This window comes from Bradyrhizobium sp. (genome assembly GCF_035652035.1).
Taxonomy (GTDB): domain Bacteria; phylum Pseudomonadota; class Alphaproteobacteria; order Rhizobiales; family Xanthobacteraceae; genus Bradyrhizobium.
Genome location: NZ_DASREO010000075.1, coordinates 40,324 through 64,035, shown reverse-complemented (window position 1 = coordinate 64,035; position 23,712 = coordinate 40,324). Strand labels below are relative to the sequence as shown.

At 62.7% G+C, this 23,712-nt stretch carries 19 protein-coding genes; 8 read left to right on the top strand and 11 right to left on the bottom strand.

Translation table 11 applies throughout. The features are described from left to right. Positions 1–111: 111 nt before the first annotated feature. Positions 112–1,839, bottom strand: coding sequence for an adenylate/guanylate cyclase domain-containing protein (locus VFB05_RS20170; protein ID WP_325015386.1), 1,728 nt, complete (start codon positions 1,837–1,839; stop codon positions 112–114). Between the two features lie 144 nt (positions 1,840–1,983). Between VFB05_RS20170 and VFB05_RS20165 the strand changes: the two genes are divergently transcribed. Beyond that, positions 1,984–3,561, top strand: coding sequence for a glycosyltransferase family 39 protein (locus tag VFB05_RS20165; RefSeq protein ID WP_414643227.1), 1,578 nt, complete (start codon positions 1,984–1,986; stop codon positions 3,559–3,561). An 11-nt stretch (positions 3,562–3,572) separates the two neighbouring features. Here VFB05_RS20165 and VFB05_RS20160 read toward each other — a convergent pair whose 3' ends face one another. Further along, positions 3,573–4,604 carry a TIGR01620 family protein gene (locus VFB05_RS20160; protein ID WP_325015384.1) on the bottom strand — a complete coding sequence of 344 codons (1,032 nt, stop codon included), beginning with the start codon at positions 4,602–4,604 and terminating at the stop codon, positions 3,573–3,575. Next, on the bottom strand, positions 4,601–6,055 hold the full coding sequence (locus tag VFB05_RS20155) for a YcjX family protein (RefSeq protein WP_325015382.1): 1,455 nt from the start codon (positions 6,053–6,055) through the stop codon (positions 4,601–4,603). The genes VFB05_RS20160 and VFB05_RS20155 overlap by 4 nt, the downstream gene beginning before the upstream one ends. 357 nt (positions 6,056–6,412) lie before the next feature. Between VFB05_RS20155 and trhA the strand changes: the two genes are divergently transcribed. Further along, on the top strand, positions 6,413–7,108 hold the full coding sequence (trhA, locus tag VFB05_RS20150) for a PAQR family membrane homeostasis protein TrhA (protein ID WP_325015380.1): 696 nt from the start codon (positions 6,413–6,415) through the stop codon (positions 7,106–7,108). Between the two features lie 28 nt (positions 7,109–7,136). Beyond that, the gene (locus VFB05_RS20145; protein WP_325015378.1) at positions 7,137–7,931 is read left to right on the top strand and encodes an SDR family oxidoreductase; all 795 of its coding nucleotides are present in this window, start codon (positions 7,137–7,139) and stop codon (positions 7,929–7,931) included. Between the two features lie 138 nt (positions 7,932–8,069). Here the strand turns inward: VFB05_RS20145 and mdlC are convergent, their stop codons facing one another. From mdlC to VFB05_RS20120, 5 genes are all read right to left on the bottom strand, one after another. After that, positions 8,070–9,692, bottom strand: a complete 1,623-nt coding sequence (gene mdlC / locus VFB05_RS20140) for a benzoylformate decarboxylase (protein ID WP_325015376.1) — start codon at positions 9,690–9,692, stop codon at positions 8,070–8,072. Between the two features lie 108 nt (positions 9,693–9,800). Further along, entirely contained in the window at positions 9,801–10,643 is an 843-nt protein-coding gene (locus VFB05_RS20135; protein WP_325015374.1) for an FAS1-like dehydratase domain-containing protein, read from the bottom strand. Beyond that, positions 10,640–11,767, bottom strand: coding sequence for a CaiB/BaiF CoA-transferase family protein (locus tag VFB05_RS20130; RefSeq protein ID WP_325015372.1), 1,128 nt, complete (start codon positions 11,765–11,767; stop codon positions 10,640–10,642). Before VFB05_RS20130 ends, VFB05_RS20135 begins: the two co-directional genes overlap by 4 nt. Positions 11,768–11,966: 199 nt before the next feature. Next, complete coding sequence (locus VFB05_RS20125) at positions 11,967–13,136, bottom strand: acyl-CoA dehydrogenase family protein (protein WP_325015370.1); 1,170 nt, start codon at positions 13,134–13,136, stop codon at positions 11,967–11,969. Positions 13,137–13,234: 98 nt separating this feature from the next. After that, the gene (locus VFB05_RS20120; protein WP_325015368.1) at positions 13,235–14,503 is read right to left on the bottom strand and encodes a cytochrome P450; all 1,269 of its coding nucleotides are present in this window, start codon (positions 14,501–14,503) and stop codon (positions 13,235–13,237) included. Positions 14,504–14,906: 403 nt separating this feature from the next. Between VFB05_RS20120 and VFB05_RS20115 the strand changes: the two genes are divergently transcribed. Together VFB05_RS20115 and VFB05_RS20110 are read left to right on the top strand one after the other, a co-directional pair. Next, the gene (locus VFB05_RS20115; RefSeq protein WP_325015366.1) at positions 14,907–16,079 is read left to right on the top strand and encodes an isovaleryl-CoA dehydrogenase; all 1,173 of its coding nucleotides are present in this window, start codon (positions 14,907–14,909) and stop codon (positions 16,077–16,079) included. 57 nt (positions 16,080–16,136) lie between these two features. After that, entirely contained in the window at positions 16,137–16,493 is a 357-nt protein-coding gene (locus VFB05_RS20110) for a hypothetical protein (protein WP_325015364.1), read from the top strand. Between the two features lie 530 nt (positions 16,494–17,023). Here VFB05_RS20110 and VFB05_RS20105 read toward each other — a convergent pair. Continuing rightward, a complete protein-coding gene (locus tag VFB05_RS20105) occupies positions 17,024–17,692 on the bottom strand; it encodes a L,D-transpeptidase (RefSeq protein ID WP_325015362.1) in 669 nt (222 codons plus the stop codon). 221 nt (positions 17,693–17,913) lie between these two features. Between VFB05_RS20105 and VFB05_RS20100 the strand changes: the two genes are divergently transcribed. The 3 genes from VFB05_RS20100 to VFB05_RS20090 all read left to right on the top strand — a co-directional run bounded on the left by VFB05_RS20100 (position 17,914) and on the right by VFB05_RS20090 (position 21,517). Then, positions 17,914–19,461 carry an acetolactate synthase large subunit gene (locus VFB05_RS20100; RefSeq protein WP_325015360.1) on the top strand — a complete coding sequence of 516 codons (1,548 nt, stop codon included), beginning with the start codon at positions 17,914–17,916 and terminating at the stop codon, positions 19,459–19,461. A 138-nt stretch (positions 19,462–19,599) separates the two neighbouring features. Beyond that, on the top strand, positions 19,600–20,115 hold the full coding sequence (locus VFB05_RS20095; RefSeq protein WP_325015358.1) for a hypothetical protein: 516 nt from the start codon (positions 19,600–19,602) through the stop codon (positions 20,113–20,115). Between the two features lie 82 nt (positions 20,116–20,197). After that, complete coding sequence (locus VFB05_RS20090; protein WP_325015356.1) at positions 20,198–21,517, top strand: M20/M25/M40 family metallo-hydrolase; 1,320 nt, start codon at positions 20,198–20,200, stop codon at positions 21,515–21,517. 15 nt (positions 21,518–21,532) lie between these two features. Here the strand turns inward: VFB05_RS20090 and VFB05_RS20085 are convergent, their stop codons facing one another. Next, positions 21,533–22,639 (bottom strand): hypothetical protein, encoded by a 1,107-nt coding sequence (locus tag VFB05_RS20085; RefSeq protein WP_325015354.1) that lies wholly within the window; start codon positions 22,637–22,639, stop codon positions 21,533–21,535. A 106-nt stretch (positions 22,640–22,745) separates the two neighbouring features. Next, positions 22,746–23,552, bottom strand: coding sequence for an alpha/beta fold hydrolase (locus tag VFB05_RS20080; protein ID WP_325015352.1), 807 nt, complete (start codon positions 23,550–23,552; stop codon positions 22,746–22,748). Positions 23,553–23,712: the final 160 nt, after the last annotated feature.

The following is a 23,712-nucleotide window of genomic DNA, read 5'->3' as shown; positions in this document are numbered from 1 at the left end:
ACCGCCGACAGGTGTTGCTGCCGTCATTGCGAGCAAAGCGAAGCAATCCAGCCTTCGAAAGTGTTTCTGGATTGCTTCGTCGCTTGCGCTCCTCGCAATGACGGAAATCGGTCAAGCAGCCACCGTCAGTTCATTTTCAACGAGCGTTGACAGTGCTTCCGCTCTCTCGGCCACGCACACGCGCATCGGTTCCATGCGGCCACGGATTTCGACGTCCTGCTGCGGCAGGGCATCCGGCGAAAGGCCCGCGGTGGCGCGCACTTCGTCCGAGCAGATCACCTCGCAGCCAAGGCTCTTGGTCATGTCCTGCAACCGTGCCGCGACATTGACCGCATCGCCAAGCGCGGTGAACACGATGTGATCCCGATAACCGATGTCGCCGACGATCACCTCGCCGCCGTTGATGCCGATGCCGAAGCGGATCGGCTCGCGCAGGTCGTTCTTGAGGAACTGGTTCAATTCCTCGATGTGAAATGAAATGCGAGCCGCCGCTTTCAGCGCCTGGCGGCAGGCGGTCTCGCGGCTGGTTGCAAGGCCGAACAGGGCCAGTTGCCCGTCGCCGAGAAACTGGTTCGGCTGGCCGCCGCATTCGATCACGGCCTGCGACACCGCGCCGAGGAAGCGGTTGACGATGAACACCGTGTCGAAGGGCAGGCGATTTTCCGCGAGCTTGGTCGAACCGCGCATGTCGACGAACATGCTGACGAGATAGCGCTCCTCGCCGATGTGCGACGGGCCGCCGTGACGCGCCGCGATCTGCGGCGTGAAGATCTGGAAGAAGGAAAGGTCGGTCTCGGGCCGGAGCTGACAGGCAAGCCGTATCGACGGATCGGAATCGCCGACGCGATTGAGCACGAATGCCTCGCGGTTGGATGGTTGCGGCAGCAGAGCGCAATCGCCGATCACCCGGATGCGGCAGGTCGAGCAGCGGGCGCGGCCGCCGCAGACGCTGGCATGCGGCACCTGGTGGCGCAGGCTTGCTTCCAGCACGGAAAGACCCTTCGGTACGCGGATGGTGCGGCCATTGCCGTAGGACAGCGTGATCATGCCGCCGCGCCGCTCACTGAGGGTGCGGATTCCACGCGCCGCCAGCACCAGCGCGAGCAGGCCGAGATAGCCGATCATGAAGTCGCCGGTGATGGTCTCGAGCGTGCTGGCTTCAGTCGGTGAGCCAAGCTTGCCGGCTGAAAGATTGGCCTCGCGCCACGCCGGATCGGCGCTGTCTTGCATGACAACCCGGCCGCCCTGGTAGATGCCGAGCAAAGCGAGCGTCGGCACCAGCACTGCGGCCGCCAGCAGGAACGGTGCGGCGCGCTTGAAGAACTGCTTCATTCGCAGCCAGAAGTAAAGGCCGATGCTGCCATGGACCCAGGCGATCACCAGCACGGCTAGCGTCGCGGCGAACTTGGGCGACATCGTCGCGAAGTAGCCGTGCAGCACCTGCGGATAGAGACGGTCATGGGCAAACAACGTATGACCAAGTCTGGTCGAGATGACATGCGCGGCGGCGAGCAGGGGGATGCTGAGGCCAAGCAAAAGCTGCAGCGGTTCAACCGCTTTCCAGCGGAATTGCCGGCGCTCGTAAAGCGCCCAGATGCCAAGGCTGCCATGGATAAGCAGGGCAGCGTAAAAGACAGCCGCGACCGGAGGGAACTGCCAGAACAGCATATGGTAGCGCAGGCCCCGGGCCAGTGCCTGCAGCGAGATGTTGCCGAGTGCATGATTCAGGAAATGGCTGATCAGATAGGCAAAGAGGATGAGCCCGCAGATCATGCGAACCTGGCGGACGCTGATGCCGCGGCTGAACTTTCTGATCCTGACTGACGTTGGCGCGATCATGTCCGGTCCATTATTCCACTAGACACCGGAAACTAGCGTTTAATTCCGCGCCGCACGAGTGGCGGGGTAGTTGAATTCCCCCTGTTTTGAGCCGCGACGGGACGTTGACACCCCTACCGGAGTTAGGGACAAAGCGCCGTGACGATGGCGCCTCATGACGGTTTCCGCGGTGACGCGGACAAATCAACTTTTCGGCTGTGGCTCGGCGTCATCGCGCTGATCGCGGCGATGACCGTGCTGCGCGGCGTCTATGCCGGCCTCACAGACTTGCGAACGGACGAGGCCTATTACTGGACTTGGTCGAAGGAAAACGTGCTTTCGTTCCTCGACCATCCGCCGATGGTCGCCTGGTTCATCCGCTTCGGCACGGCGATCTTCGGCGACACCAGTTTCGGCGCCCGCTTTTCCGGCCTCATTGCGATGTTGCTGACGCAAGCGCTGCTCGCCGACATCGTCTGGCGCGTCACGCGCGATATCCGTGCTTGCTTCGTCGCGGTCGCGATGATGGAGGCGTCGCTCTACTACGGAATGCTGACGACCAAGATAGGCCCCGACGTTCCGCTGGTGCTGTTTGTCACGGCGATGACGTGGGCGCTGGTGCGGCTTGCCGAAAGCGGCGACGCGCGGTGGTGGCTTGCGGCCGGCGTCTTCGCAGGGCTCGCCGCGCTGTCGAAATTCACGATGGCCTTGCTGCTCCCGGCGGTGCTTGCGTTCACGTTGGTGCCGGCCTGGCGCTGGCGCTGGTTGCGCAGCCCCTATCCCTGGGCCGCGGCGGCGATTGCAGTGGTCCTGTTCGCGCCGGTCGTGATCTGGAACATGCAGCACGACTGGGCGTCGTTTCGCTTTCAGGCGGTGCGGGCGACCTCGGCGACCGCATCTCATCCATTCTCGCTTCGCACGCTCGGCGAATTCATCGGCATGCAATTCGGCCTGGTCGGCTTCGTGCTGCTGCCGGTGGTCCTGACCGGCGTCGCCTTGACGGCGTGGCGCGGCTATCGCCGCAGGGAGGCGGTCGCCATCCTGTTGTCGACGGCAGTCGCCGTTCCCTTTCTCTACTTTCTCTGGAAGTCGCTGACCTTGCGGGTCGGCGATACCTGGCCGATCTTCATCTGGCCGTTCGGATTTGCCGCCGCCGCCATCAACCTCACGGCGATGCCGAAGGAGGGCTGGTCCGCGGACTTTGTCGCGACGTCATGGCGCTGGGCGAAGATCGCGATCGTCTCCGGTGTCGCCTTCGTCGTCGCGGTCATGTTCTACTACCTGGCAGCGCCCTTCAATCTGATCGGCCGCAGCGATCCGGTCGGCGGCGAGGCCGGCTACCGGCCGCTGGTCGAGCGTACCGAGGCCGAGCTGCAAAAGACCGGCGCGACCTGGATCGCCACCACGGATTATCGCACCACGGCGATGCTGCGATTTCTTCTGCACGATCGCGTGCCGGTGGTGCAGCTCAACGAGCGCGGCCGCTATCAGGGTTTTCGCGCGCCCGACGTGAGCCGGATCGAAGGCCATGCCGGCCTCTATGTCGGGCTGAAGCCTTTCGACAACCCGGCGATTCCGCCCTGGACGTCGATCCCCGCCAAGCGCGAGCCGCTGGAAACCGTTGACCGCGTCTGGCGCGGCATCGTGATGGACCGCTATACGATCGAGAAGTTTTCAGGCTGGACGCCGGAGCTGTCACCGCCAGAGGACTCGCCATTGTTCGGTTGGCGCTGGCTGGCGTAGGGCCTTCGAAATCACGCCTCGTCAGCATCCTCGCGCTTTCGCAGGAGGTCTTTTGCGAGATCGGTGAGCGCGGGCCGCGGCAACGCCGTGAACGGCAGCGGACGGGTGAGGTCGATGGCAGCGAGGCCCAGTCGCGCGGTCAGAAGGCCGTTGAGGAAACCTTCTCCCAGCCGCTGGGACAGTTTCGCCGTGAGCCCGTGCCCGAGCAGCTGCTGGATCACGCTGTCGCTCGCCGCCATGCCGCCGGTGATGGCAAGATGCGCCAGCACGTGACGCATCAGCTTGATCATGCCGAGCGTGCCGGGCCGTCCGCCGTACAGCAGCGCGAGTTGCCGGATCAGGCGCATCGAAGCGGCGAACACGAAGGCGACGTCAAATAGCGCGCGCGGACTGATCGCGGTGACGAGCGAGACGTGCTGGGCTGCGCTCGATATCAAAAGCCGCGCTTCCTGATCGAGCGGGCTCATCAACTCGCGTTCGGCGAGGCGAATCATGTCGGCGCCGTCGATGATGTCGCCGGCGTGGTTCGCCAGCGTGGCGCGAGCGCGCGCCAGATGCGGGTTCTGGTGCGCGATCTTCAAGAGGTCACGCAACACGGCGCGGCTTTGGTTGCGGTCGTCACTTGCGATCACCTCAGTCGCGCGCGCGTGCAGCTGTTCGATTGCTCCAAGGCGCATCAGGCCGGCCGCCTCCCGCGCGCCGATGACGAGGAATGAGACGATCGCGATTGAGGTCAGCGCCAACCCCAGCACGCCGAGGCTGTCGCTGCGCGCAAACAGATTCTCGATCAGCTGCGTGACGCCAAGGGCCGCCGCCAGCAGCACCAGTCCGCCGACCGCGCCCCAGAACAGCGCGCCCCAGCGGAAGCGCCGCTCAGCGGGAAGGATGGTCGGCTCGACGACCGCAGGCAACTGCGGCGCGTCGACTTCCGGCGTGATCTGAACCGTGCCGCGCGAGGGGCGGCTCGTCTCGTCCGGATCGGTGACGACGACGGAGGGGTCGTCGAGCTTGAAGGTCGCGGGCCGGCGGTAAGGAGGCTTCATTGCAGCCGGTCTCCGATCAGGAACTGCAGCGCCCGGTCGAGGCGGATGTGCGGCAAGGCGTCGCCAGCACCCAGGCGGGGTGGCCGGAAGCGCAGGAAACGAAAATCAGCGTCGGCTTGCGCGCTGGCAAGGCCGCGAAAGGCGCTCTCGCCTTCAAACAAGGCTTGCGGATCGTCCGGCAATTCGCCGGGAAAGGTCGCGACTTCCGCGTTGCCGTCGAAGATCTCGCCGTCGGCTTTTTCGCCTGCGATCGGCGTTCCCAGGATCGATGGCAGGTTGTCCCGGTCGCGCGTCACTTGCGCCTCGCGCGTGGCGCGGATGGCGGCCAGCGCCACCACGTCGATGGCGGCGCCGGTATCTTCCGCACGCATCACGGCGCGGTTGACCGCGTGGCGCAGCACGGCTTCGAGCCGGTCGTGGCTCGAATGATGCAGGTGATCGGCCTTGGTCGCCGCAAACAGGATGCGGTCGATCCTGGGGCGGAACAGCGCGTTGAGAAACGTGCCGCGGCCGATGCGGAAGCAATCGAGAATGCCGGCCAAAGCGGCTTCGAGATCAAGCAGCGCGTCAGGTCCCGAATTGAATGCAGCGAGCGCATCGACCAGAACCACCTGACGGTCGAGCCGCGCGAAATGGTCGCGGAAGAACGGCCGCACCACGACATCCTTGTAGGACTGATAGCGCCGCCGCATCATCGCCCACAGTGAGCCTTCCGGCGCGCTGCCGTCTTCGGGAACCTCTAGCGGCGCGAAAGTCAAAGCCGGCGATCCCGCCAAGCTCCCCGGCATCAGGAAGCGGCCGGGAGGCAACAGGCTCATGGCGAAGCGCTCGTCGCGGCATGCGCGCAGATAGTCCGTAAACAGCCGCGCCGAGGTCAGTGCCGCCTGTTCATCGGCAGGCGCTTCCGCCTTCAGGTCGGACAGGTATGCATGCCATTGCGAGGCAAGGGGGCTGCGGGCGCTGCCGCGCGACAGCGCAAGACTCTCTTTCGACCATTGCTCGTAGCTCTTGTTGAGCAGCGGCAGGTCGAGCAGCCATTCGCCGGGATAGTCAACGATATCGAGCGTGAGCGTGCGCTCGGCGCCATTCTGGCGCTGATAGTCAACGACGAGCCGCAATTCGCTGATGTCGACGGTCGAGTTCGGCCAGGCTCGTTCCGCGATCAGGGTGTGGACATGGCGTTCATAGTCGAAGCGCGGCACGGCATCGTCCGGCTGCGGCTCGAGGCGGGCGCGGGCGATCCGCCCCGAGGCGAGCGGCTCGAACACCGGAAAGCGTCCACCGCGGGTGAGGCCGTGGATCAGCGCCGTGATGAACACGGTCTTGCCGGCCCGTGAAAGTCCGGTGATGCCGAGCCGCAGCGTGGGGTTGAAAAGGCCTTCGCTGAAGTCCCTCAGCGCGCGGGCCGAGATGCGCGCCTCTTCGACCATGTCGGAAAAATCAAAGGCCATGCGCTCGTGGTCTAACTCGGCAGGGGAACGGCCGGCTCGGGAAAAGAAGCTTGGCAAATCAATCACAAATTGGCGATTGATGGCGCAAAATCAAGCTTTCACATTTAGGTCGCGATTTCCTCCTAGTGGTCCGATTCTAACATTCGCATCCCTCCTCGGTGGGCACTTTTGCGAATGTTAGAATCAAAGGACCACTAGCGAAATATATGTTTCTAGTGGAGTTTAGGATTTGACATTCGCTTAACGAATTCGCGGCCAGATTGATGGCGAATGTCAAATCGGCTCCACTAGCCGCTTAGGGGATCTTTGACGCAGATCAAGCTACTATCTGTTTCATTGAAGAAACCTGTATCCGTGATGACCGTCTTCAGACTGAAACAGCTTGCCTCTCATTCGGCCCATGCGGCAGCCGGCGCCATCCGCTGGAATTACGACCGCGCCGAACTGATCGCCGACGGCATCGTCCATGGCGTTGGCGTATTCTCCGCCTTGATCGCAGTGACAGTTCTGATCGTGCTCGCGGCGGTGTTCGCTTCCGCCTACGAGGTCGTCACGGTTTCCGTCTACGCCGCGGGCCTGCTCGCGATGCTCGGCTTCTCCGCCGCCTATAATCTCTGGCCGGTGTCGCGGCGCAAATGGCTGCTGCGACGTTTTGACCATTCGGCGATCTATGTGCTGATCGCCGCGACCTACACGCCGATCTTCGCGCAGCTGCAGGACCGCGCATTTGCGATGTCGCTGCTCGCAGGCGTCTGGGGCGTCGCGGTGATGGGCATCGCAGTGAAGCTGATCTTCCCTGGCCGCTTCGACCGCCTGGCGGTCGGGCTTTACCTCGCCATGGGCTGGAGCGGCATCATCGCCTATGACGCCGGCCTCTCCTCGCTGCCGCAGATGGCACTCTGGTTCATTCTCGCCGGTGGCCTGCTGTACAGCTTTGGGGTAATCTTCCACGCATGGCAACGGCTGCGGTTCCAGAATGTGATCTGGCATTGTTTCGTGCTTCTCGGCGCGGCGTGCCACTACACGGCCGTGCTCGATCTGGTTCTGGCGTAGGTTCGATCCTCAAACATCAGGTTTTGCGATGCTCGTGAGCGGCAAAATCGTCGTCGTCACCGGCGGCGGCAGCGGCATTGGCCGGGCGCTGTGCGAAGCGTTTCATCGCGCTGGCGCCGCCAAGGTCGTGGTCGCTGACATCGACGTGACGCGCGCGCGAACGGTAGCGGCTTCGGTCGATGGCGCGGCATTCAAATGCGACGTCGCCCAGGAAAAGAACGTCCTTCACGTCATCGAGGAGACCGAACGCCTGTTCGGCCCGATCGCATTGTTCTGCTCCAATGCCGGTATCGGCACCGGTTTCGATCCGCTCTCGGTGAACGCCGGCGGCACCTCGGATGAGCCGTTTACGCGAAGCTTTGCCGTTCATGTCATGGCGCATGTCTATGCGGCACGACATCTCGTTCCGCGCTTCAAGGCGCGCGAGGCGGGGTATTTCCTCAACACGATTTCCGCGGCCGGATTGCTGTCGCAGGTCGGAAGCCCAGCTTATTCGACCACCAAGCATGCGGCGGTGGGCTTTGCGGAGAATCTTGCGATCTCGCACAAGGCCGACGGCATCAAGGTCTCGATCCTCTGCCCGCAGGGCGTCGACACCGAGATGTTGCGCTCGATCCCGAAAGGCCCGCAGTCCGGCGACGGCGATCTTGCGCCGGAGCAGGTGGCAGCCGACGCGCTCAAAGGCATCGAGCAGGAGACGTTTTTGATTTTGCCGCACCCGCAGGTGCTCGGCTATATGCGCAAGAAGACCGAAAATTACGACCGCTGGATCGGCGGCATGGCCAAGATCCAGGCGAAGCTCAGGGATGAGTTCGGCAAGTGACGGAAGGTCACGCCATCTAAACCGCTGTCATCACCGGGTTTGTCCCGGTGATCCACGTCTTACTTATACTTGTTTGGGAGACAAAGACATGGATGGCCGGGACAAGCCCGGCCATGACGAGGAGAGCGCTATAACGCGCTAGCCATTCCTGGCATAAAGCACCGGCACGGCGGAATCGACCATCACCTCGACGAGGCTCGTGCCGTTGTGGGAAAGCGCGCGCTTCAGCGTAGCCGCCAGTTCCGATGATTTCGTCACGCGCGCCGCGTCGCAGCCCATGCCCTCGGCGATCTTCACAAAGTCGAGGCCGGGCATGTCGAGACCCGGGACGTTGCGCACCTGCATCACCTGGCTGAACGAGCGCATCGCGCCGTAACCCCCGTTATTGATGACAATGACGGTCAAAGGCAATTTGCGCTGCGCCGCTGTCCACAAAGCCTGGATCGAATACATCGCCGAGCCGTCGCCGATGAGGCAGACGGTGCGAATGTTCGGCTGCCCCAACGCAATGCCGACCGCGGCCGGCAGGCTGTGACCCAATCCGCCGCTCGCCATCGTGTAAAAACTGTCCGCGCCCGCCATCGGCATGAAGTTCTGCATCGCCGGACGGTGCGAGGGTGCTTCCTCGACCAGCGCGGCGCCGCGCGGCATCGCCAGGCCAAGGTTGTGCAGCAGGAACGCGGCGGGAATCGGATCGGCGGCCGCGGGCGCGGGCGGCAGCGCACGGCCTTTCGGCATGGCGCGCTTTGTCTCGCCAGCCATCTCGATCAGAGCTGACAGCGCCGGCTTCATGGTTGCGACGATGCTGGTGCCGGCCGGCGTCACGGCGGCGGCTTCCGCGTCGTCGGTGATCTGGAACAGCGCGGTTGCGCCGTCGAAGATCGACGCATGGCCTTCGACGTGAAAGGTGAAGACTGGCGCGCCGATCACGACCACCAGATCGTGACCGCGCAGCGCCTCCGAGAGCTGGCCCGGCGAGGCATGCAGGAAGCCGGCGAATTGCGGATGACGCTCCGGAAAACTGCATCGCGCCGAAAACGGACTGACCCAGACGGAAGCGTGGGTCTTCTCGGCGAGCCGCACCAAGAGATCGACGGCCTGCGCGCGGTCGACGGCGGGACCGACGACAAAAGCGGGCCGCTCACTCGCCGCAAGCGCTTTGGCCAGTCCTCGGATCACGTCCGGATCGGGGCCAAGCTCGCGCGTGACGCTGCGCGCCTCAACCGCTTGCGCCGGTTGTTGCCAGTCGTCGATCGGCACCGACACGAAGGTCGGCCCGCACGGTGGTTGCATCGCCGTGTAATAAGCGCGTGCGATCGCGGCCGGCACGTCCTCAGGCCTTGCCGGTTCGACCGAGAATTTCACGTAAGGCCGCGGAAATTCCGACGCGCGCTCGGCGAACAGAAACGGTTGCAGCGGCAGGATCGAGCGCGCCTGCTGACCCGCGGTAATCACGAGCGGGGTCTGGTTACGATAGGCGGTAAAGATATTGCCGAGCGCATTGCCGACGCCGGCGGCCGAATGCAGATTGACGAATCCGGCGTTGCGCGTCGCCTGCGCATAGCCGTCGGCCATGCCAATCACGGATGCTTCCTGCAGGCCCAGCACGTAATCGATGTCGTCGGGCCAGTCGCTGAGGAACGGCAGCTCGGTCGATCCGGGATTGCCGAACACCTTTTTGATGCCGAACGCGCGCAGCAGATCGAAGGTCGCCTGCTTGACGGTGAGGGGCGAGGAAGTTTTGGCCGGCTTGCGGGGCAATATTTCACCCCGTCGTTGCGAGGAGCGGAGCGACGAAGCAATCCAGAATATTTTCCATGGAAGCATTTCTGGATTGCTTCGCTTCGCTCGCAATGACGGAGACAGTCTTCACCACGTCGCTGTGCCCTTCATGGTGGGGGCGCCTTGCGTGTTCGCGGTCCAGGTCTCCAGTCCGCCGTCCACGTCGTTGGCGTTGACCGAGAACTCGCCCTCGAACAGCGGCTGCAGGCCGCGATAGACGAATTTCTTGGGCACGCGGCCGCGCAATTTGGCGGCGAATTCGATCAGAAGCGACGCTTGCAGCGGGCCGTGAAAGATCAGGCCCGGATAGCCTTCGACCTTGGTGACGTAGTCGCGGTCATAGTGAATGCGGTGGCCGTTGAAGGTCAGCGCCGAGTAACGAAACAGCAGCACGGGATCGGCAAGATGCGTCTCGCGATGTTGTGCTGCCGGCGGCGCTGCGGATTTCGCAGGGGCGGGGGATCCAGTTGTGATGTCGCGATAGACGATGTCATGCCGTTCACGAATGGCCGTGCCGCGCGAGGTCGCATACTCATGGTCGACGGCGACAAAGCACAGTTGGCCGGTCGAGCCGCTTTTCAGATTGACGTCCTTGATGCGCGAAGTCCGCGTCACCTCGTCGCCAACGCGCAGCGTGTCGAAGAACTCGACTTCACCGCCCGCCCACATTCGGCGCGGCAGCGGCACCGGCGGCAGGAAACCGCCCCGTTTCGGATGACCGTCCGGACCGATTTCGGACGCGGGCGCGATGGCCGGCGTCAGGCACCAATGCGTGGCGAATGGCGCGGCGTCCCCTCGTTTCGGTTCGCCGATCGGGAGAAACAGCGTGGCGCGCAATTCGGCCACCAGTCGCGCGGTGACGAGGTCGGAAGCCTCCGTGGTGCGACCGATCCACTGTCGCAAATGATCGAGGTCGGGCTTTTCGCTCATGATGCCTTCCGCGCAGAGTCTTTTCCTGGCGCCGCCGGTTGTTCGCCGATCGCGGGCACCGCTCCATAGTGACGCGGCTCGCCGACGAAGATCGCTGCCGGCGCCGGATAGCTCACCACACCTTTCGGCGTGTTCACATCGATCCGCCGCAAATGCGGGTGCTGCGCAAGATCGTCCATGGTGTTGACTTCGGCAAAGGCAATGTCGGCGTCGGCCAGGCGCTTGAGCAACTCATCGCGCGTCATCGCCCCAAAACTGTCGCCGACGATGCCGTCGGTCAGCGAGCGGTTTTTCACGCGCTCGACCATGTTGGACAGGCGCGGGTCGTTCGGCAAGTCCGGCTGATCCAGCACTTTGGCGCAGAGCGTCTTCCACTCTCGCTCGCTCTGGATGGAAATCAGGATGTCCTTGCCGTCCTTTGAGCGGAAGACGCCGTAGGGCGCGATTGAGGGATGGGCGAGGCCGATGCGTTTCGGTGGTTGTCCAGCTTCCGAATTAATCAGCGGCACGGTCATCCAGTCCGCCATCACGTCGAACATTGAAATCCTGATGTCGGCGCCCTTGCCGGTGCGCGAACGCGCGATCAGGGCTTCGAGGATCGAGGCATGTGCGGTGGCGCCGGTCGCGATATCGACGATCGACAAGCCCACACGGGAGGGACCTTCCGGCCCGCCGGTGATCGAGGCGAGCCCGCTCTCGGCCTGGATCAAAAGATCATAGGCCTTGCGATGCGCGTAGGGCCCCTCGTCGCCATAGCCCGTGATGGTGCAACAGATCAGCTTCGGATAATCCTTTTTCAGCCGCTCCAGCGAAAAGCCGAGCTTGTCCATCGATCCGGGCTTTAAATTCTGCAGCAGCACGTCGGCGCTTGCGATCAGCCGCTCCAGTTCAGTTCGGCCCTCTTTGGTGGCGAGATCGACGATGGCCGAATCCTTGCCGCGGTTGAGCCAGACGAAATAGCTGCTTTGTCCCTTGGCGGCGGCGTCGTAGCCACGCGCGAAGTCGCCTTCGGGCCGCTCCACCTTGATGACGTGGGCGCCGGCGTCGGCGAGCCGCGACGAGCAGAACGGCGCGGCAACCGCCTGTTCGACGGCAATGACGGTTATTCCCTCAAGCGGCAGCATGGTTGTGTCTCATGGTTCGCACGTCTTTCGGCAAAGCGGCCCGCGGCCTCATGGTTCGAGACGCGCGTTCCGCGCTCCTCACCATGAGGATATCAAAGCTCGACGCGTAGAAGGTCCTCATCCTGAGGTGCCCGAAGGAGGGCGTCTCGAAGGATGGCCGCAAGGAACAGGTTGCTGCAACTCGGATCGCCATTTCTCTTCAGTAGGAGCGGGGCATGCCGAGAATATGCTCGGCGATGTAGGACAACACCAGATTGGTCGAGATCGGCGCCACCTGATAGAGCCGCGTTTCGCGGAACTTGCGCTCGACATCATATTCCTCGGCAAAGCCGAATCCGCCATGGGTCTGCACGCAGGCATTCGCCGCTTCCCAGGAGGCGTCCGCCGCCAACATCTTGGCCATGTTGGCTTCCGCGCCGCAGTCGAGGCCGGCTTCATACTTCCGAACCGCTTCCTTCACCATCAACTCGGCCGCCCGCATCGCGGCATAGGCTTTGGCAATCGGAAATTGGATGCCTTGATTCTGGCCGATCGGGCGGCCGAACACGGCGCGATCCTTGGCGTAGGTCGAGGCCTTTTCGATGAACCATTTGGCATCGCCAATGCATTCGGCCGCTATCAGGATGCGCTCGGTATTCATGCCGGAGAGGATGTAGCGGAATCCCTTGCCTTCCTCGCCGATCAGGTTTTCCGCCGGCACTTTCATGTCGGTGAAGAACACTTCCGTCGTCGAATGGTTCATCATGGTGCGGATGGGGCGGATCGAGAGCCCCGCCTTTTTCGCTTCCCGCATGTCGACGATGAAGACTGACAAGCCGTCGGTGCGCTTCTTTGCCTGCTCCTTCGGCGTGGTGCGCGCGAGCAAGATCATCAGGTCGGAATATTCGGCGCGGCTGGTCCAGATCTTCTGGCCGTTGACGACATAACTGTCGTTGCCTTCGCGGCGGGCAAAGGTTTTCAGCGAGGACGTGTCGGTGCCGCTGGTCGGTTCCGTGACGCCGAACGCCTGCAGGCGCAATTCGCCGCTCGCCACCTTCGGCAGCCATTTTTCCTTTTGCGCATTGCTACCGTGCCGCAGCACCGTGCCCATGGTGTACATCTGGGCGTGGCAGGCGCCCGCGTTGCAGCCGGCGCGATGAATCTCTTCCAGGATCGCAGTCGCGGCCGAAAGTTTCAGACCCGCGCCGCCAAATTCCTCGGGGATCAGGACCGAGAGGTAACCGGACTCGGTGAGCGCATCGACGAAAGCCTTCGGATAGGCCATGTCGCGATCGAGCTTGCGCCAGTATTCGCCTCCGAATTGCGCGCAGAGCTTGGCGACGGCGTCGCGGATATCGGCATGTTCGTCAGGCTGGTCGGAGGCGGTCATCGGGTTTCGGCTTGCGGGTCAGACGTCAGGATACGGCTCCTCGGGATAGGCGGCTCCCGAAGCGCGTTCAAGAGGTTAGTACCCGCTTCTTAGCCAGTCTAGGCAGGTATGCGCACCGGCAAGGACTCGATGCCGCGCACGAAAGAGGAATAGACCCGCTTGGGCTCGCCCACCACCTCGATCCGGTCGAAGCGCTTGAGGATTTCCTGCCAGACGATCTTCAGTTGCAGCTCGGCAAGCCGCATGCCGACGCAGCGGTGGATGCCGAATCCGAACGACAGATGGATCTTCGGCCGTGCGCGATCGATGATGAACTCGTTCGGCCGCTCGATCACGTCCTCGTCGCGGTTGCCGGAGACGTACCACATCACGACGCGGTCACCCTTGCGGATCTTCTGACCGTTGAGTTCGGTGTCGACCAGCGCGGTGCGGCGCATATGGGCGAGTGGGGTCTGCCAGCGAATGACTTCCGGCACCATGGTGTCGATCAATGCCGGGTTGTCGCGAAGCTTCTGGTACTGGTCCGGATGTTCATTCAGCGCCAGCACCGAGCCGCTCATGGTGTTGCGGGTGGTGTCGTTGCCGCCGACGATCAAAAGGATGATGTTCCCCATCAGATTGTCGGGGTCCATGTAACGCGTGGCCTCGTTGTGCGCCATCATCGAGATCAGGTCGTTGCGCGGCTCGGCGTTGACGCGTTCGTTCCAGAGTTTTGAGAAATAGGCGGCGCACTCGTCCATCTCGGCGCGGCGCTGTTCGGCGGATTCGACGATGCCGCCTTTGGGCAGCGCGGTCGAGACGTCCGACCAGCGCGTCAGCTTGCGGCGTTCCTCGAACGGAAAATCGAACAGCGTCGCCAGCATCTGCGTCGTCAGTTCGATCGAGACGAGGTCAACGAAGTTGAATGTCTCGTTGCGCGGCAGCGAGTCCAGCACGCGCGCGGTGCGCTGGCGGATCAGGATCGCCAGTTCGTCCAGATGCGTCGGCGTGAACATCGGCTGCACGGTCTTGCGCTGCGCCGAATGGCGCGGCTGGTCCATGGCGATGAAGCTCGGCCAGTCGTAGCCGGGCGGGACGTCCCGGATCGAAATTCCGCCCAGCGAAACGTCGGAAGAGAAGATGCCGTGATTGGTGTCGACATGCATGATGTCGTTGTAGCGGGTGACCGACCAGTACGGCTCGATCGGCGACTTGGTGCAGTAATGCACCGGCGCTTCCTTGCGCAGCCGTTCGAAATAGGGCCACAGCGTATCGTTGCGGAACAATTGCGGCGCGCCGGGATGAAAATCCTCGATCGGCAGGGAATAGGCGTCCTCGCGCGCGGCGCGCATCAATTCCTGTTTGCTGGGCGATGTCTGGATATTCATAGCCGTTCTTCCCTGACTAGTGGTCCAATTCTAACATTCGCGTCCCCTCTCAGCGGCACCTTTGCGAATGTTAGAATTAGAAGGACCACTAGCAAATATAGGTTTCTAGTGGAGTTCTGGATTTGACATTCGCTTAACGAACTCGCGGCTGGGCGGGCAGCGAATGTCAAATCCACTCCACTAGGTGTCTCTTCTCATCCGTTGTCTCGGAAGATGGTAGGCTTTTGGCCAAATTACATCCCCTTGCGCGTGTGAGGGCAAGAGAGAGTTTTGGCGGAATGGCGATGGCCCGCTTGGCATGCCACGGCAACGCCGTTACCGGGCTTTTGTCGCCCGTGACAAGTCCAATTCAGGGGATTAAGTCTGTTTCAAACAACGTTTGGTTTTCCGGAGACACTTTTCCATGATTCCCAACGCATACCGGATGTTCAATTTCGACCTCGGCGAAACCGCGGATGCGCTGCGCGAGACGGTTCACGATTTCTCGTCCAACGAGATCGCGCCGCGCGCCGCCGAAATCGACAAGACGAATCAGTTTCCGATCGACCTCTGGCCGAAGTTAGGGGCGCTCGGGTTGCACGGCATCACGGTCGAGGAGGAATATGGCGGCTCGGGCCTTGGCTATCTCGAACATTGCGTGGCGATGGAAGAGATTTCGCGTGCCTCCGCCGCGGTCGGCCTGTCCTACGGCGCGCATTCCAATCTCTGCGTCAATCAGCTCCGGCGCAACGGGTCAGATGTGCAGAAGAAGAAATATCTGCCGAAACTGATTTCCGGCGAGGATGTCGGGGCGCTGGCAATGTCCGAACCCGGCTCGGGCTCGGACGTGGTGTCGATGTCGACGCGCGCCGAGAAGAAGGGCGATCGTTACATTCTTAATGGCTCGAAGATGTGGATCACCAACGGTCCGGTTGCGGAGACGCTGGTGGTCTATGCCAAGACCGATCCGGCCGCAGGCCCGCGTGGCATCACCGCGTTCATCATCGAAAAGGGCATGAAGGGATTTTCCACCGCGCAAAAACTCGACAAGCTCGGCATGCGCGGTTCGGATACGGCCGAACTCGTGTTCGAGGATTGCGAAGTGCCGGAAGACAACGTGCTCGGCAAGGTCGGCAGCGGCGTCAACGTTCTGATGTCGGGACTCGACTATGAGCGCGCGGTGCTGGCGGCAGGACCGCTCGGCATCATGCAGGCCTGCATGGACGTCGTGCTGCCTTACGTGCACGAGCGCAAGCAGTTCGGGCAAGCGATCGGAAATTTCCAGCTCGTGCAGGGCAAGATCGCCGACATGTACACGACGATGAACGCCTCGCGCGCTTACGTCTATGCGGTGGCGAAAGCGTGCGACCGCGGCGAGACCACGCGCGAGGATGCCGCCGGCGCGATTCTCTATGCGGCCGAAAAGGCGACGCTGTGCGCACTTGATGCGATCCAGTTGCTCGGCGGCAACGGTTACATCAACGACTATCCGACCGGACGCCTGCTGCGCGACGCCAAACTTTATGAGATCGGCGCAGGCACTTCCGAGATCAGGCGCATGCTGATCGGGCGGGAATTATTCGAGAAATCCGCTTAAACGGCAGAGCCTGCGCAACTTGCGTCGGCTTTCAATGAAAGCTTAGGGGGCTGATCAATGACGTTTGTGTTTGCGTGGATCGCCAATGCAAACGGAACAAAGGATTGGCCAGTCGATCTCATGCATCAGACGGAAGCGGCCCTGCTCGGGGTCGCATTCGTTTGCTTCGTGATTGCCGGCTTCGCCAAGGGAATTCCAGACGCACTCAAGGCGTTGATCGCGTTGATCGGCGGGATTGGTGCCGGTGTCGGCGTCATTATGCCGTTTGAACTCGGGCCATTCTTCTTTGGCTGGCGCGGCGAAATAATGATGATGACGCTGGCTCTCATTGTGGTTTATCCGATTGCCATCATCTGTTTCGCTCTGCTGCTGGCGAAAATGATGAACCTGATCGGAAAGAGACCCACGCCTTAGTTTTCAGATTCAATAGCCTGTGACAGTTGGAAATCGGCCTCATGCTAATCGCTCTGGTTGGCTTAGCCGGCTGAAATCCCGGTCCTCCCCCTACATGCCGGCGCCGCCTCCGGCCTTTCGATCAAGGTCGTCATACATCGGCGGAGGAAATGTCGGCAGCGTCGGCGATCGCAGATCGTTCGATGCAGGCGATTGGAAATCGCTCGGGCCGTTCCTTTGGGTCCTCTTCCTGGTCTTTTCAGTTTCCACGCTCCGCTTCTCACCCGCCTTTGCGAATGGAATCGTGGGAACGGTGACCAGTGCGGCAACGCATATGGTCAGCGTGAAAAGCCGGATGCCCAAATTGCCCACATGATCCTCCCGATTGGACGATACCTGTCGGAGGTACGCTAGGCAGGAAGAAACGTTACCCTCTACAGGGCCTTGTTATGCCGTCATTCCGGAACGCGAAGCAAACGGGATCCCGGGTCCGCACCTGACGGCGCATCTCCGATGTGCAATTGCACATCGGAGAATGACGAAGGTGAAAGTTACCGCACCACCACCAGCGTGCCGACCGAGACGCGGTTGTAGAGATCGATGGCGTCCTCATTGGTCATGCGGATGCAGCCGGAGGAGACGGCGTGGCCGATCGTCTCCGGCTCGTTGGAGCCATGAATGCGGTAGAGCGTCGAGCCGAGATACATCGCGCGCGCACCGAGCGGGTTTTCGATGCCGCCGGGCAGATAGCGCGGCAGATCGGGGCGGCGCCGGCGCATCTCTGCCGGCGGGGTCCAGCCCGGCCACTCCCTCTTGGCGGTGATGTGGTGGGTGCCGCTCCAGCCGAAGCCATCGCGGCCGACGCCGATTCCGTAACGGATCGCCTCGCCATGGCCGAGGATCAGATACAGCCGCCGCTCGGATGTGGAGATGAAGATAGAGCCCGGTGGCTGCGCAACCGGCGCGCTGACGCGTTCGCGCGGGATGGCGCCTCCGCCGCTGCCGCCATAATAGTCGGAGCCGGGGCCGTAATAGGGATATGCCCGCTGCGGCTGTTGATACGGCTGCTGTTGAAATGGCTGCTGCGGGTACTGCTGCTGTGGGTATTGCTGCTGTGGGCGGCGGAAGCCGAAGAAGTCGTCATCCATGGTGGCGCGGGCGGAGGAGGTGGCGGCCAGCACCAGCAGTGCGGCGGCAAGAGCGGCAAAAATCCGGGTCATCGGGTTCCTCGCAGCTACTGATCTTAACCAATCAAGCAGGCCATAACCGGGGTATTTTCGCAAGCGAACGTGACGGAATTCGAACGGTGCGGTTAAAATTCTGAGCCCCACGCGGTGGTGATGGTAACTATGCGCCTAGACAGCCCATGACCCTTTGACGAATGCCGTGAGGAATGATTGATCTGGGTCAAGCCTTTGGAATCGCGAACGGGAGCTTTGGGATGAACGGTGCGGAAAGTCTGGTGCGGACCCTGGTTGCGGGCGGGGTCGACGTCTGTTTCACCAACCCCGGCACCTCCGAAATGCATTTCGTCGCCGCGCTGGATCGGGTCGAGGGCATGCGCTGCGTGCTCGGCCTGTTCGAGGGCGTGGTAACCGGTGCGGCCGACGGCTATTTCCGCATGAAGGGGACCCCGGCCTCGACGCTGCTGCATCTCGGGCCTGGTCTCGCCAACGGGCTCGCCAATCTGCACAACGCCAAGAAGGCGCATTCGGGCATCGTCAACATCGTGGGCCAGCACGCGACCTACCACATCGGTTACAACGCACCGCTGACCTCGGACATCGAGGGGCTCGCGAGGCCAATGTCGGAATGGGTGCGCACCTCGCCGAATGCGAAATCCGTCGCAGCCGATGGCGCCGCGGCGATTGCCGCCGCCAAGAGCGCGCCGCCGCAGATCGCAACGCTGATCCTCCCCGCAGATACCGCCTGGAACGAGGCCGACGGCATCGCGCAAGTTCAGCCAGCGAAGCAGCAGCCGGGCTTTTCGACTGACGCCGTCGAGAAGGCGGCGAAGATCCTGCATTCAGGAGGTACGCAGAACCTGCTGCTCGTCACCGGCAACGCGCTCACCGAACGCGGACTCGCGCTGGCCCAGCAGATATCAGGCAAGACCGGCTGCAAGGTGATGGGCCAGACCTATCACCCGCGCATGGCGCGCGGCCGCGGCCGTTTCTCGATCGACCGCATCCCTTATGTGATCGAGAGCGCGCTGCCGCTCTTGAAGGACTTCAAGAACATCATCCTGGTCGAGTCCAACGACCCCATCGCCTTCTTCGCCTATCCGAACAAGCCGAGCCACCTGAAGCCGGACGGTTGCGAGGTCAACCGCCTGACCGCCTGGGGCGACAACTCGGTCGCCACGCTGGAGGCGCTCGCCGATGCGCTCGGCGCCAAGCCGTCCGACGTCAAGCCGCAAGCACTCGCCGAGCTCAACAAGCCGACCGGGCCGCTAAACCACGCTTCGATCGCGCAGGCGATCGCGTGCGCGATCCCGGAAAACGCCATCATCGTCGATGAATCCATCACCACGGGCCGTGGCTTCTTTCCGCCGACGGCCGCAGCCAACCCGCATGACTGGTTGCAGAACATGGGCGGCTCGATCGGCTTTTCGACGCCGGTCGCAACCGGCGCCGCGGTGGCGTGCCCCGATCGCAAGGTGATCTGCATGGTCGGTGACGGCAGCGCGATGTACACCATCCAGTCCCTGTGGACGCAGGCCCGCGAGGGCCTCAACGTCCTCACCATCGTGTTCGCCAATCGCATCTACCAGATCCTGCGCGGCGAATTCGACGGCGTCGGCGCCGGCTCGCCCGGCCAACGCGCCATGGACATGCTCAAGATCGACAAGCCGACCATCGACTTCATCGGCCTCGCCAGGAGCATGGGCGTCGAGGGTCGCGCTGTGACATCAGCCGATGAATTCAACAAGGCGCTTGCGGATTTCGTCCGCACCGAGGGACCGCGGCTGATCGAAGTGCAGTTTTGACGGATTGCTCGCCGAAGGCTTCGGTGAGAGAGTTGTCATTGCGAAGAGCGTGAGCTCCGAAGCAATCCAGTCCTTTGCCTATTGCTGGATTGCTTCGCTGGCGCTCGCAACGACGGGGATAAGTCCTCGGGAGCCGAGATGCACACCGAGCTGGACAAGGTCGTTGCCGCGCTGAAAGAGTTTTACGTTCGCGAGGCGTTCCTGTTCGAGCACGATCTCGGCGAGCGCGCGCTGACGCATCGGCTCGCGGTGCAGCTGGAACGGCAATTTCCCGACTTTCAGATCGATTGCAATTTCGACCGGCTCGGCCCGCGGACCTTGCAGCTGCCGCACGGCTCGATCGTCTCAACCGACGATCACCTGGCCAAATCGATCTATCCCGATATCGTCGTGCACCAGCGCACTGTCCCGAACAACCTGCTGGCGATCGAGGTGAGGAAAGCGTCCAACCACCAGCCGATCGAGCATGACCGGCACAAGCTGCGCGCCTTGACCGATCCGCACATCTGGTTCGCCTACTGGATCGGTGCGATGGTTACATTGGGAAAGACCGGCGTGACCGCGTCCGAAGTCTTTGTGGCCGGCGACGTCGATGAGGCGTTGTCCGGCTTTCTCGCCCAGCGGCTGAAGGAGGCGGGCCTAGGCAGCGCGTAACGGTGGCGACATGGGTGCATTTTGCAAGCTGGCTTAACGGTGAACCCAAAATGCGGATTCCAGTCAACAAAGAGACGATCCGATGAGAGAACTGCGTGTGACGATCCTGGCAATGTCGCTGTTGCTTGCGAGCCTGACGGCGGTGCGCGCCGAGACTTCGACAGCGGCTGACGTGGACGCCGCCTCGCAGGCTATCCTGGCGGATCCCAAGGTGCGCAAGGCGCTCGACGACATCAAAGCCGATGATGCCGCGGCCTTTGCCGAACAGAAGCGCATCACGGAAATCGCTTCGCCGCCGTTCAAGGAAAGCGTGCGCGCCAATTACGTGCTGCAGCGCTTTCGCGAGCTTGGTTTCAAGGACGCCGCAATCGACGGCGAAGGCAATGTCATCGGCTTGCGGAAGGGTTCCGGCGCGGGAAGGCCAAAGCTTGTGATTTCGGCCCACCTCGACACTGTATTTCCGGAAGGCACCGACGTGACCGTGAAAGAGAAGGACGGCATGGCGCTGGCGCCTGGGATCGGTGACGATTCGCGCGGGCTGGCCGCGCTGCTGTCGCTGCTGAAATCCATGAACGCCAACGACGTGAAGACGGTGGGCGATGTGATGTTCGTCGCGACCGTCGGCGAGGAGGAGCTTGGCAATCTGCGCGGCGTCAAGGCGCTGTTTCGCGATCATGCCGACATCGACGGGTTCATCTCGATCGACGGAATGGAGATCTCGCGTGTCGTCAATCGCGGCGCCGGCAGCCATCGCTATGAGATGATCTTTACCGGTCCCGGCGGCCACAGCTTTCAGGAGTTCGGGCTGCCCAGCGCGATCCATGCCATGGGCCGGGCCATCGCGAAGATATCCGACCTTCAAACGCCGAGCGAGCCGAAGACCACCTTCACCGTCGGAACGGTGCGCGGCGGGACTTCCGTCAATGCGATCGCTGCTGAAGCGCGGATGACGGTGGACATGCGCTCGAATTCCATGGAGGAGTTGCTCAGGCTCGAGGCGCGCCTGCTCGATGCCGTCAAACAGGCGGTTGCCGAAGAGAACGCGCGTTGGAAGACCGACAAGCTAACCGTTGAGATCAAACTCATTGGCGACCGTCCGGCGGGCCTCACTGCCGAGGATTCGCCGCTTCCACAGGCCATGCAGCGCGCGGCCACAGCGCTTAAGCCCGATGCGCCGGTGACATTTGCGGGCGCGAGCACCGATTCCAATCAGCCGATGTCGCTCGGCATTCCAGCCATCACGGTCGGGGGAGGCGGACAGGGAGGCAACTGGCATTCGCGCAGCGAATGGTACAGGCCGGTCGAGGCCTGGCTCGGTCCGCAGAGTGCGCTGCTGACGGTGCTGACGCTCGCTGGTCTTGAGGGCACGAGCAAACCGACGCTGGTGAGCCGTCAAAAATAGCAGCAGATTTTGTTCTCAGGCGATGTGGACGTTGAGCAGCGCCAGCATGATGATGCTGGAGACGACCACTCCTGCTGTCATGAGGATCCACGCGATGCGATCGGCGGTGGCCGGTGACGTGTCACGCTGCAGCAGGACCCATCTCAGCCCGCAGGCAACGTGCGCGACGATTGCGATGGGCCCCACCCAATAATGGGCAATCAGCCGAAGCTTGGTGAGACTGAACAGCAGGCTGTCGTTGGGACGGGTCAACCAGGCCCAATTCGTGTCGACGCCGGCATGACGCGCCGCAAACACTGCCGTCATGTGAGCGAGAAAATAAACGCCGACATATGCGCCGCACATGGTCTGCACGGTGCCGAAGATATCGCCCGGCATTGTCATCCGCCGCCGCACCAGCACGGTGCCGCTTGTGATTTGAAAGCCGATCAAGGCCAGCAACAGCGGTTGGACGATATCGTTGCGATAGATGCGGCGAGCGACGCTCATGATGTCCGTGTGGACTGACCCGCTCCAGAAGCCGGCCAGATGATTGCCGATATGCGGCGCGACGAACAATAGCAGGATCGCGAGCGCCGAAACGCCATGGGCGGCGCCCAGCCGCTGATATCCGGCGGGCGATATCGCAGATGCTGCCGATGACGGCCTGGAGTTGGCGAGGACGATCATCGCCATCAGCGCCCAGAACATCAGCCATGCGACGCCGACCGCCGAAGGCGCACCCAGAACGCCGCCGACGTTTGCGAACCCCACATAGAGCGAGGGCGTGGCAAAGGCCAGAAGGGCAACGCTTCGGGCGCGAAGGTCCTCAGGCCTCGCGACGCGCGGCGATCCGAGCGTCAGTCCAGAGACAAAACTGACCAGCATGACCACGAGCGCGAGTGTCAGCGAGGCGGAGACGGCGACCCAAACGATCGGTCCGTTCGGCGCGTCCGACCCGTGCACCAGGACAAGTCCAGCCGACAGCAGGTCCAGCAGTGACGGATAGACCAGGGCACAGAGCGCGGGGACGACGAGCCAGAGACGACGACCCGAGGCCGCGCTCAATCCTGACAGGCGATCTGCGCCGGCATCTTTGGACGCGATGATGGCCGAAAGACCGAGCCCGTCAGGTTTACTCATCGCTTCCCTCGGGAATTGCGCTGTCGAGGCGATCGACCCATGCCGCCTCCCGAGCATTCCAACCCCCGCGGGGACCGATAATTCCCGACCGGGCCGATGAGCGCGGTCAACTCCGGCTTTCGGAAATGTGCTGGACGATCAGTGCGCAGATTTCGCTCGCGTGCGAGATGGGTCCCATATGCCCCGCGCCAGGAACCACGGCAAACCTGCTGTTGGGCAACAGTTCGGCCAGACATTCGCTCACCACGCAGGACGCGCGCGGCGAATGCTCGCCCCTCAGGATCAGGATGGGACACTTGAGCGCGCTGTAGGCCGACGACGGGGTCGGCTCGTTGAATGAAGCCTGAAAATCCAGCGGTCCCTTCGGCGCCCATCTGAGCAAGGCCTCCTGGACGGCAGGTCGCATCATGCGCCACGCACCCGGGCCGTTCCAGTAATCCACGAATCCAGCGATGGCGCGGCGGTAGTCGCCGGTCAGGAGACCTTGGCCGACATTGCGCGCCAGGCCCGCGATCTCGGCGTGAGCGGCTGCTCCTCTTTCGTGCATCTGCCGCAACAGATGAAATGCACCCGGCTCATACAACACCATGCTGGCGATGCGGTCGGCCCGATTGAGCGCGGCATTCAGCGCAACGCCGCCGCCGTAGGAATGCCCGACCAGATGAACGCGGCGTGGGGTCTCGTCGATCAGCGTGAGCGTGGCGAATGCTTCGTCGGCCAGCGTGAAAGCGTGCTCTCCAGTCCAGGGGCCGCGGCTCTTGCTGCCGAAATGCTCGGGCGTCAGGACCTCGAATTTTTCGTCGAGCGCCCGCGCAAGACCGTCCCACTGGCTTGCACCAGCGCCCGAGCAGTGCAACGCGATGACACGTTCGCGTTGGGCCAAAAGCGCCGTGTTTCGGACTTGCCGGTTCATTGAGAATCTCTCTCCGCAGCGCCTTGCGCCTGATGAAGCGCGTTCGGCGCCGCCGATATGACGCGAACATCGCCGGCGTATTCCCGCGATCACGAGAATTTCAGCTCGCGCCCTTCGTTTGATTGCGCCGATCACAGTGCTATAGGACGGCCTGCCCCGT

What these genes read in the sequence shown, in the direction of transcription:
- VFB05_RS20085 (WP_325015354.1), bottom strand. Translation starts at nt 22,639, where the DNA reads ATGAGTAAACCTGACGGGCTCGGTCTTTCGGCCATCATCGCGTCCAAA.
- VFB05_RS20165 (WP_414643227.1), top strand. Translation starts at nt 1,984, where the DNA reads ATGGCGCCTCATGACGGTTTCCGCGGTGACGCGGACAAATCAACTTTT.
- VFB05_RS20105 (WP_325015362.1), bottom strand. Translation starts at nt 17,692, where the DNA reads ATGACCCGGATTTTTGCCGCTCTTGCCGCCGCACTGCTGGTGCTGGCC.
- VFB05_RS20125 (WP_325015370.1), bottom strand. Translation starts at nt 13,136, where the DNA reads ATGACCGCCTCCGACCAGCCTGACGAACATGCCGATATCCGCGACGCC.
- VFB05_RS20130 (WP_325015372.1), bottom strand. Translation starts at nt 11,767, where the DNA reads ATGCTGCCGCTTGAGGGAATAACCGTCATTGCCGTCGAACAGGCGGTT.
- VFB05_RS20115 (WP_325015366.1), top strand. Translation starts at nt 14,907, where the DNA reads ATGATTCCCAACGCATACCGGATGTTCAATTTCGACCTCGGCGAAACC.
- VFB05_RS20080 (WP_325015352.1), bottom strand. Translation starts at nt 23,552, where the DNA reads ATGAACCGGCAAGTCCGAAACACGGCGCTTTTGGCCCAACGCGAACGT.
- trhA (WP_325015380.1), top strand. Translation starts at nt 6,413, where the DNA reads ATGACCGTCTTCAGACTGAAACAGCTTGCCTCTCATTCGGCCCATGCG.
- VFB05_RS20170 (WP_325015386.1), bottom strand. Translation starts at nt 1,839, where the DNA reads ATGATCGCGCCAACGTCAGTCAGGATCAGAAAGTTCAGCCGCGGCATC.
- VFB05_RS20135 (WP_325015374.1), bottom strand. Translation starts at nt 10,643, where the DNA reads ATGAGCGAAAAGCCCGACCTCGATCATTTGCGACAGTGGATCGGTCGC.
- VFB05_RS20100 (WP_325015360.1), top strand. Translation starts at nt 17,914, where the DNA reads ATGAACGGTGCGGAAAGTCTGGTGCGGACCCTGGTTGCGGGCGGGGTC.
- VFB05_RS20145 (WP_325015378.1), top strand. Translation starts at nt 7,137, where the DNA reads ATGCTCGTGAGCGGCAAAATCGTCGTCGTCACCGGCGGCGGCAGCGGC.
- VFB05_RS20110 (WP_325015364.1), top strand. Translation starts at nt 16,137, where the DNA reads ATGACGTTTGTGTTTGCGTGGATCGCCAATGCAAACGGAACAAAGGAT.
- VFB05_RS20160 (WP_325015384.1), bottom strand. Translation starts at nt 4,604, where the DNA reads ATGAAGCCTCCTTACCGCCGGCCCGCGACCTTCAAGCTCGACGACCCC.
- VFB05_RS20095 (WP_325015358.1), top strand. Translation starts at nt 19,600, where the DNA reads ATGCACACCGAGCTGGACAAGGTCGTTGCCGCGCTGAAAGAGTTTTAC.
- VFB05_RS20155 (WP_325015382.1), bottom strand. Translation starts at nt 6,055, where the DNA reads ATGGCCTTTGATTTTTCCGACATGGTCGAAGAGGCGCGCATCTCGGCC.
- VFB05_RS20090 (WP_325015356.1), top strand. Translation starts at nt 20,198, where the DNA reads ATGAGAGAACTGCGTGTGACGATCCTGGCAATGTCGCTGTTGCTTGCG.
- VFB05_RS20120 (WP_325015368.1), bottom strand. Translation starts at nt 14,503, where the DNA reads ATGAATATCCAGACATCGCCCAGCAAACAGGAATTGATGCGCGCCGCG.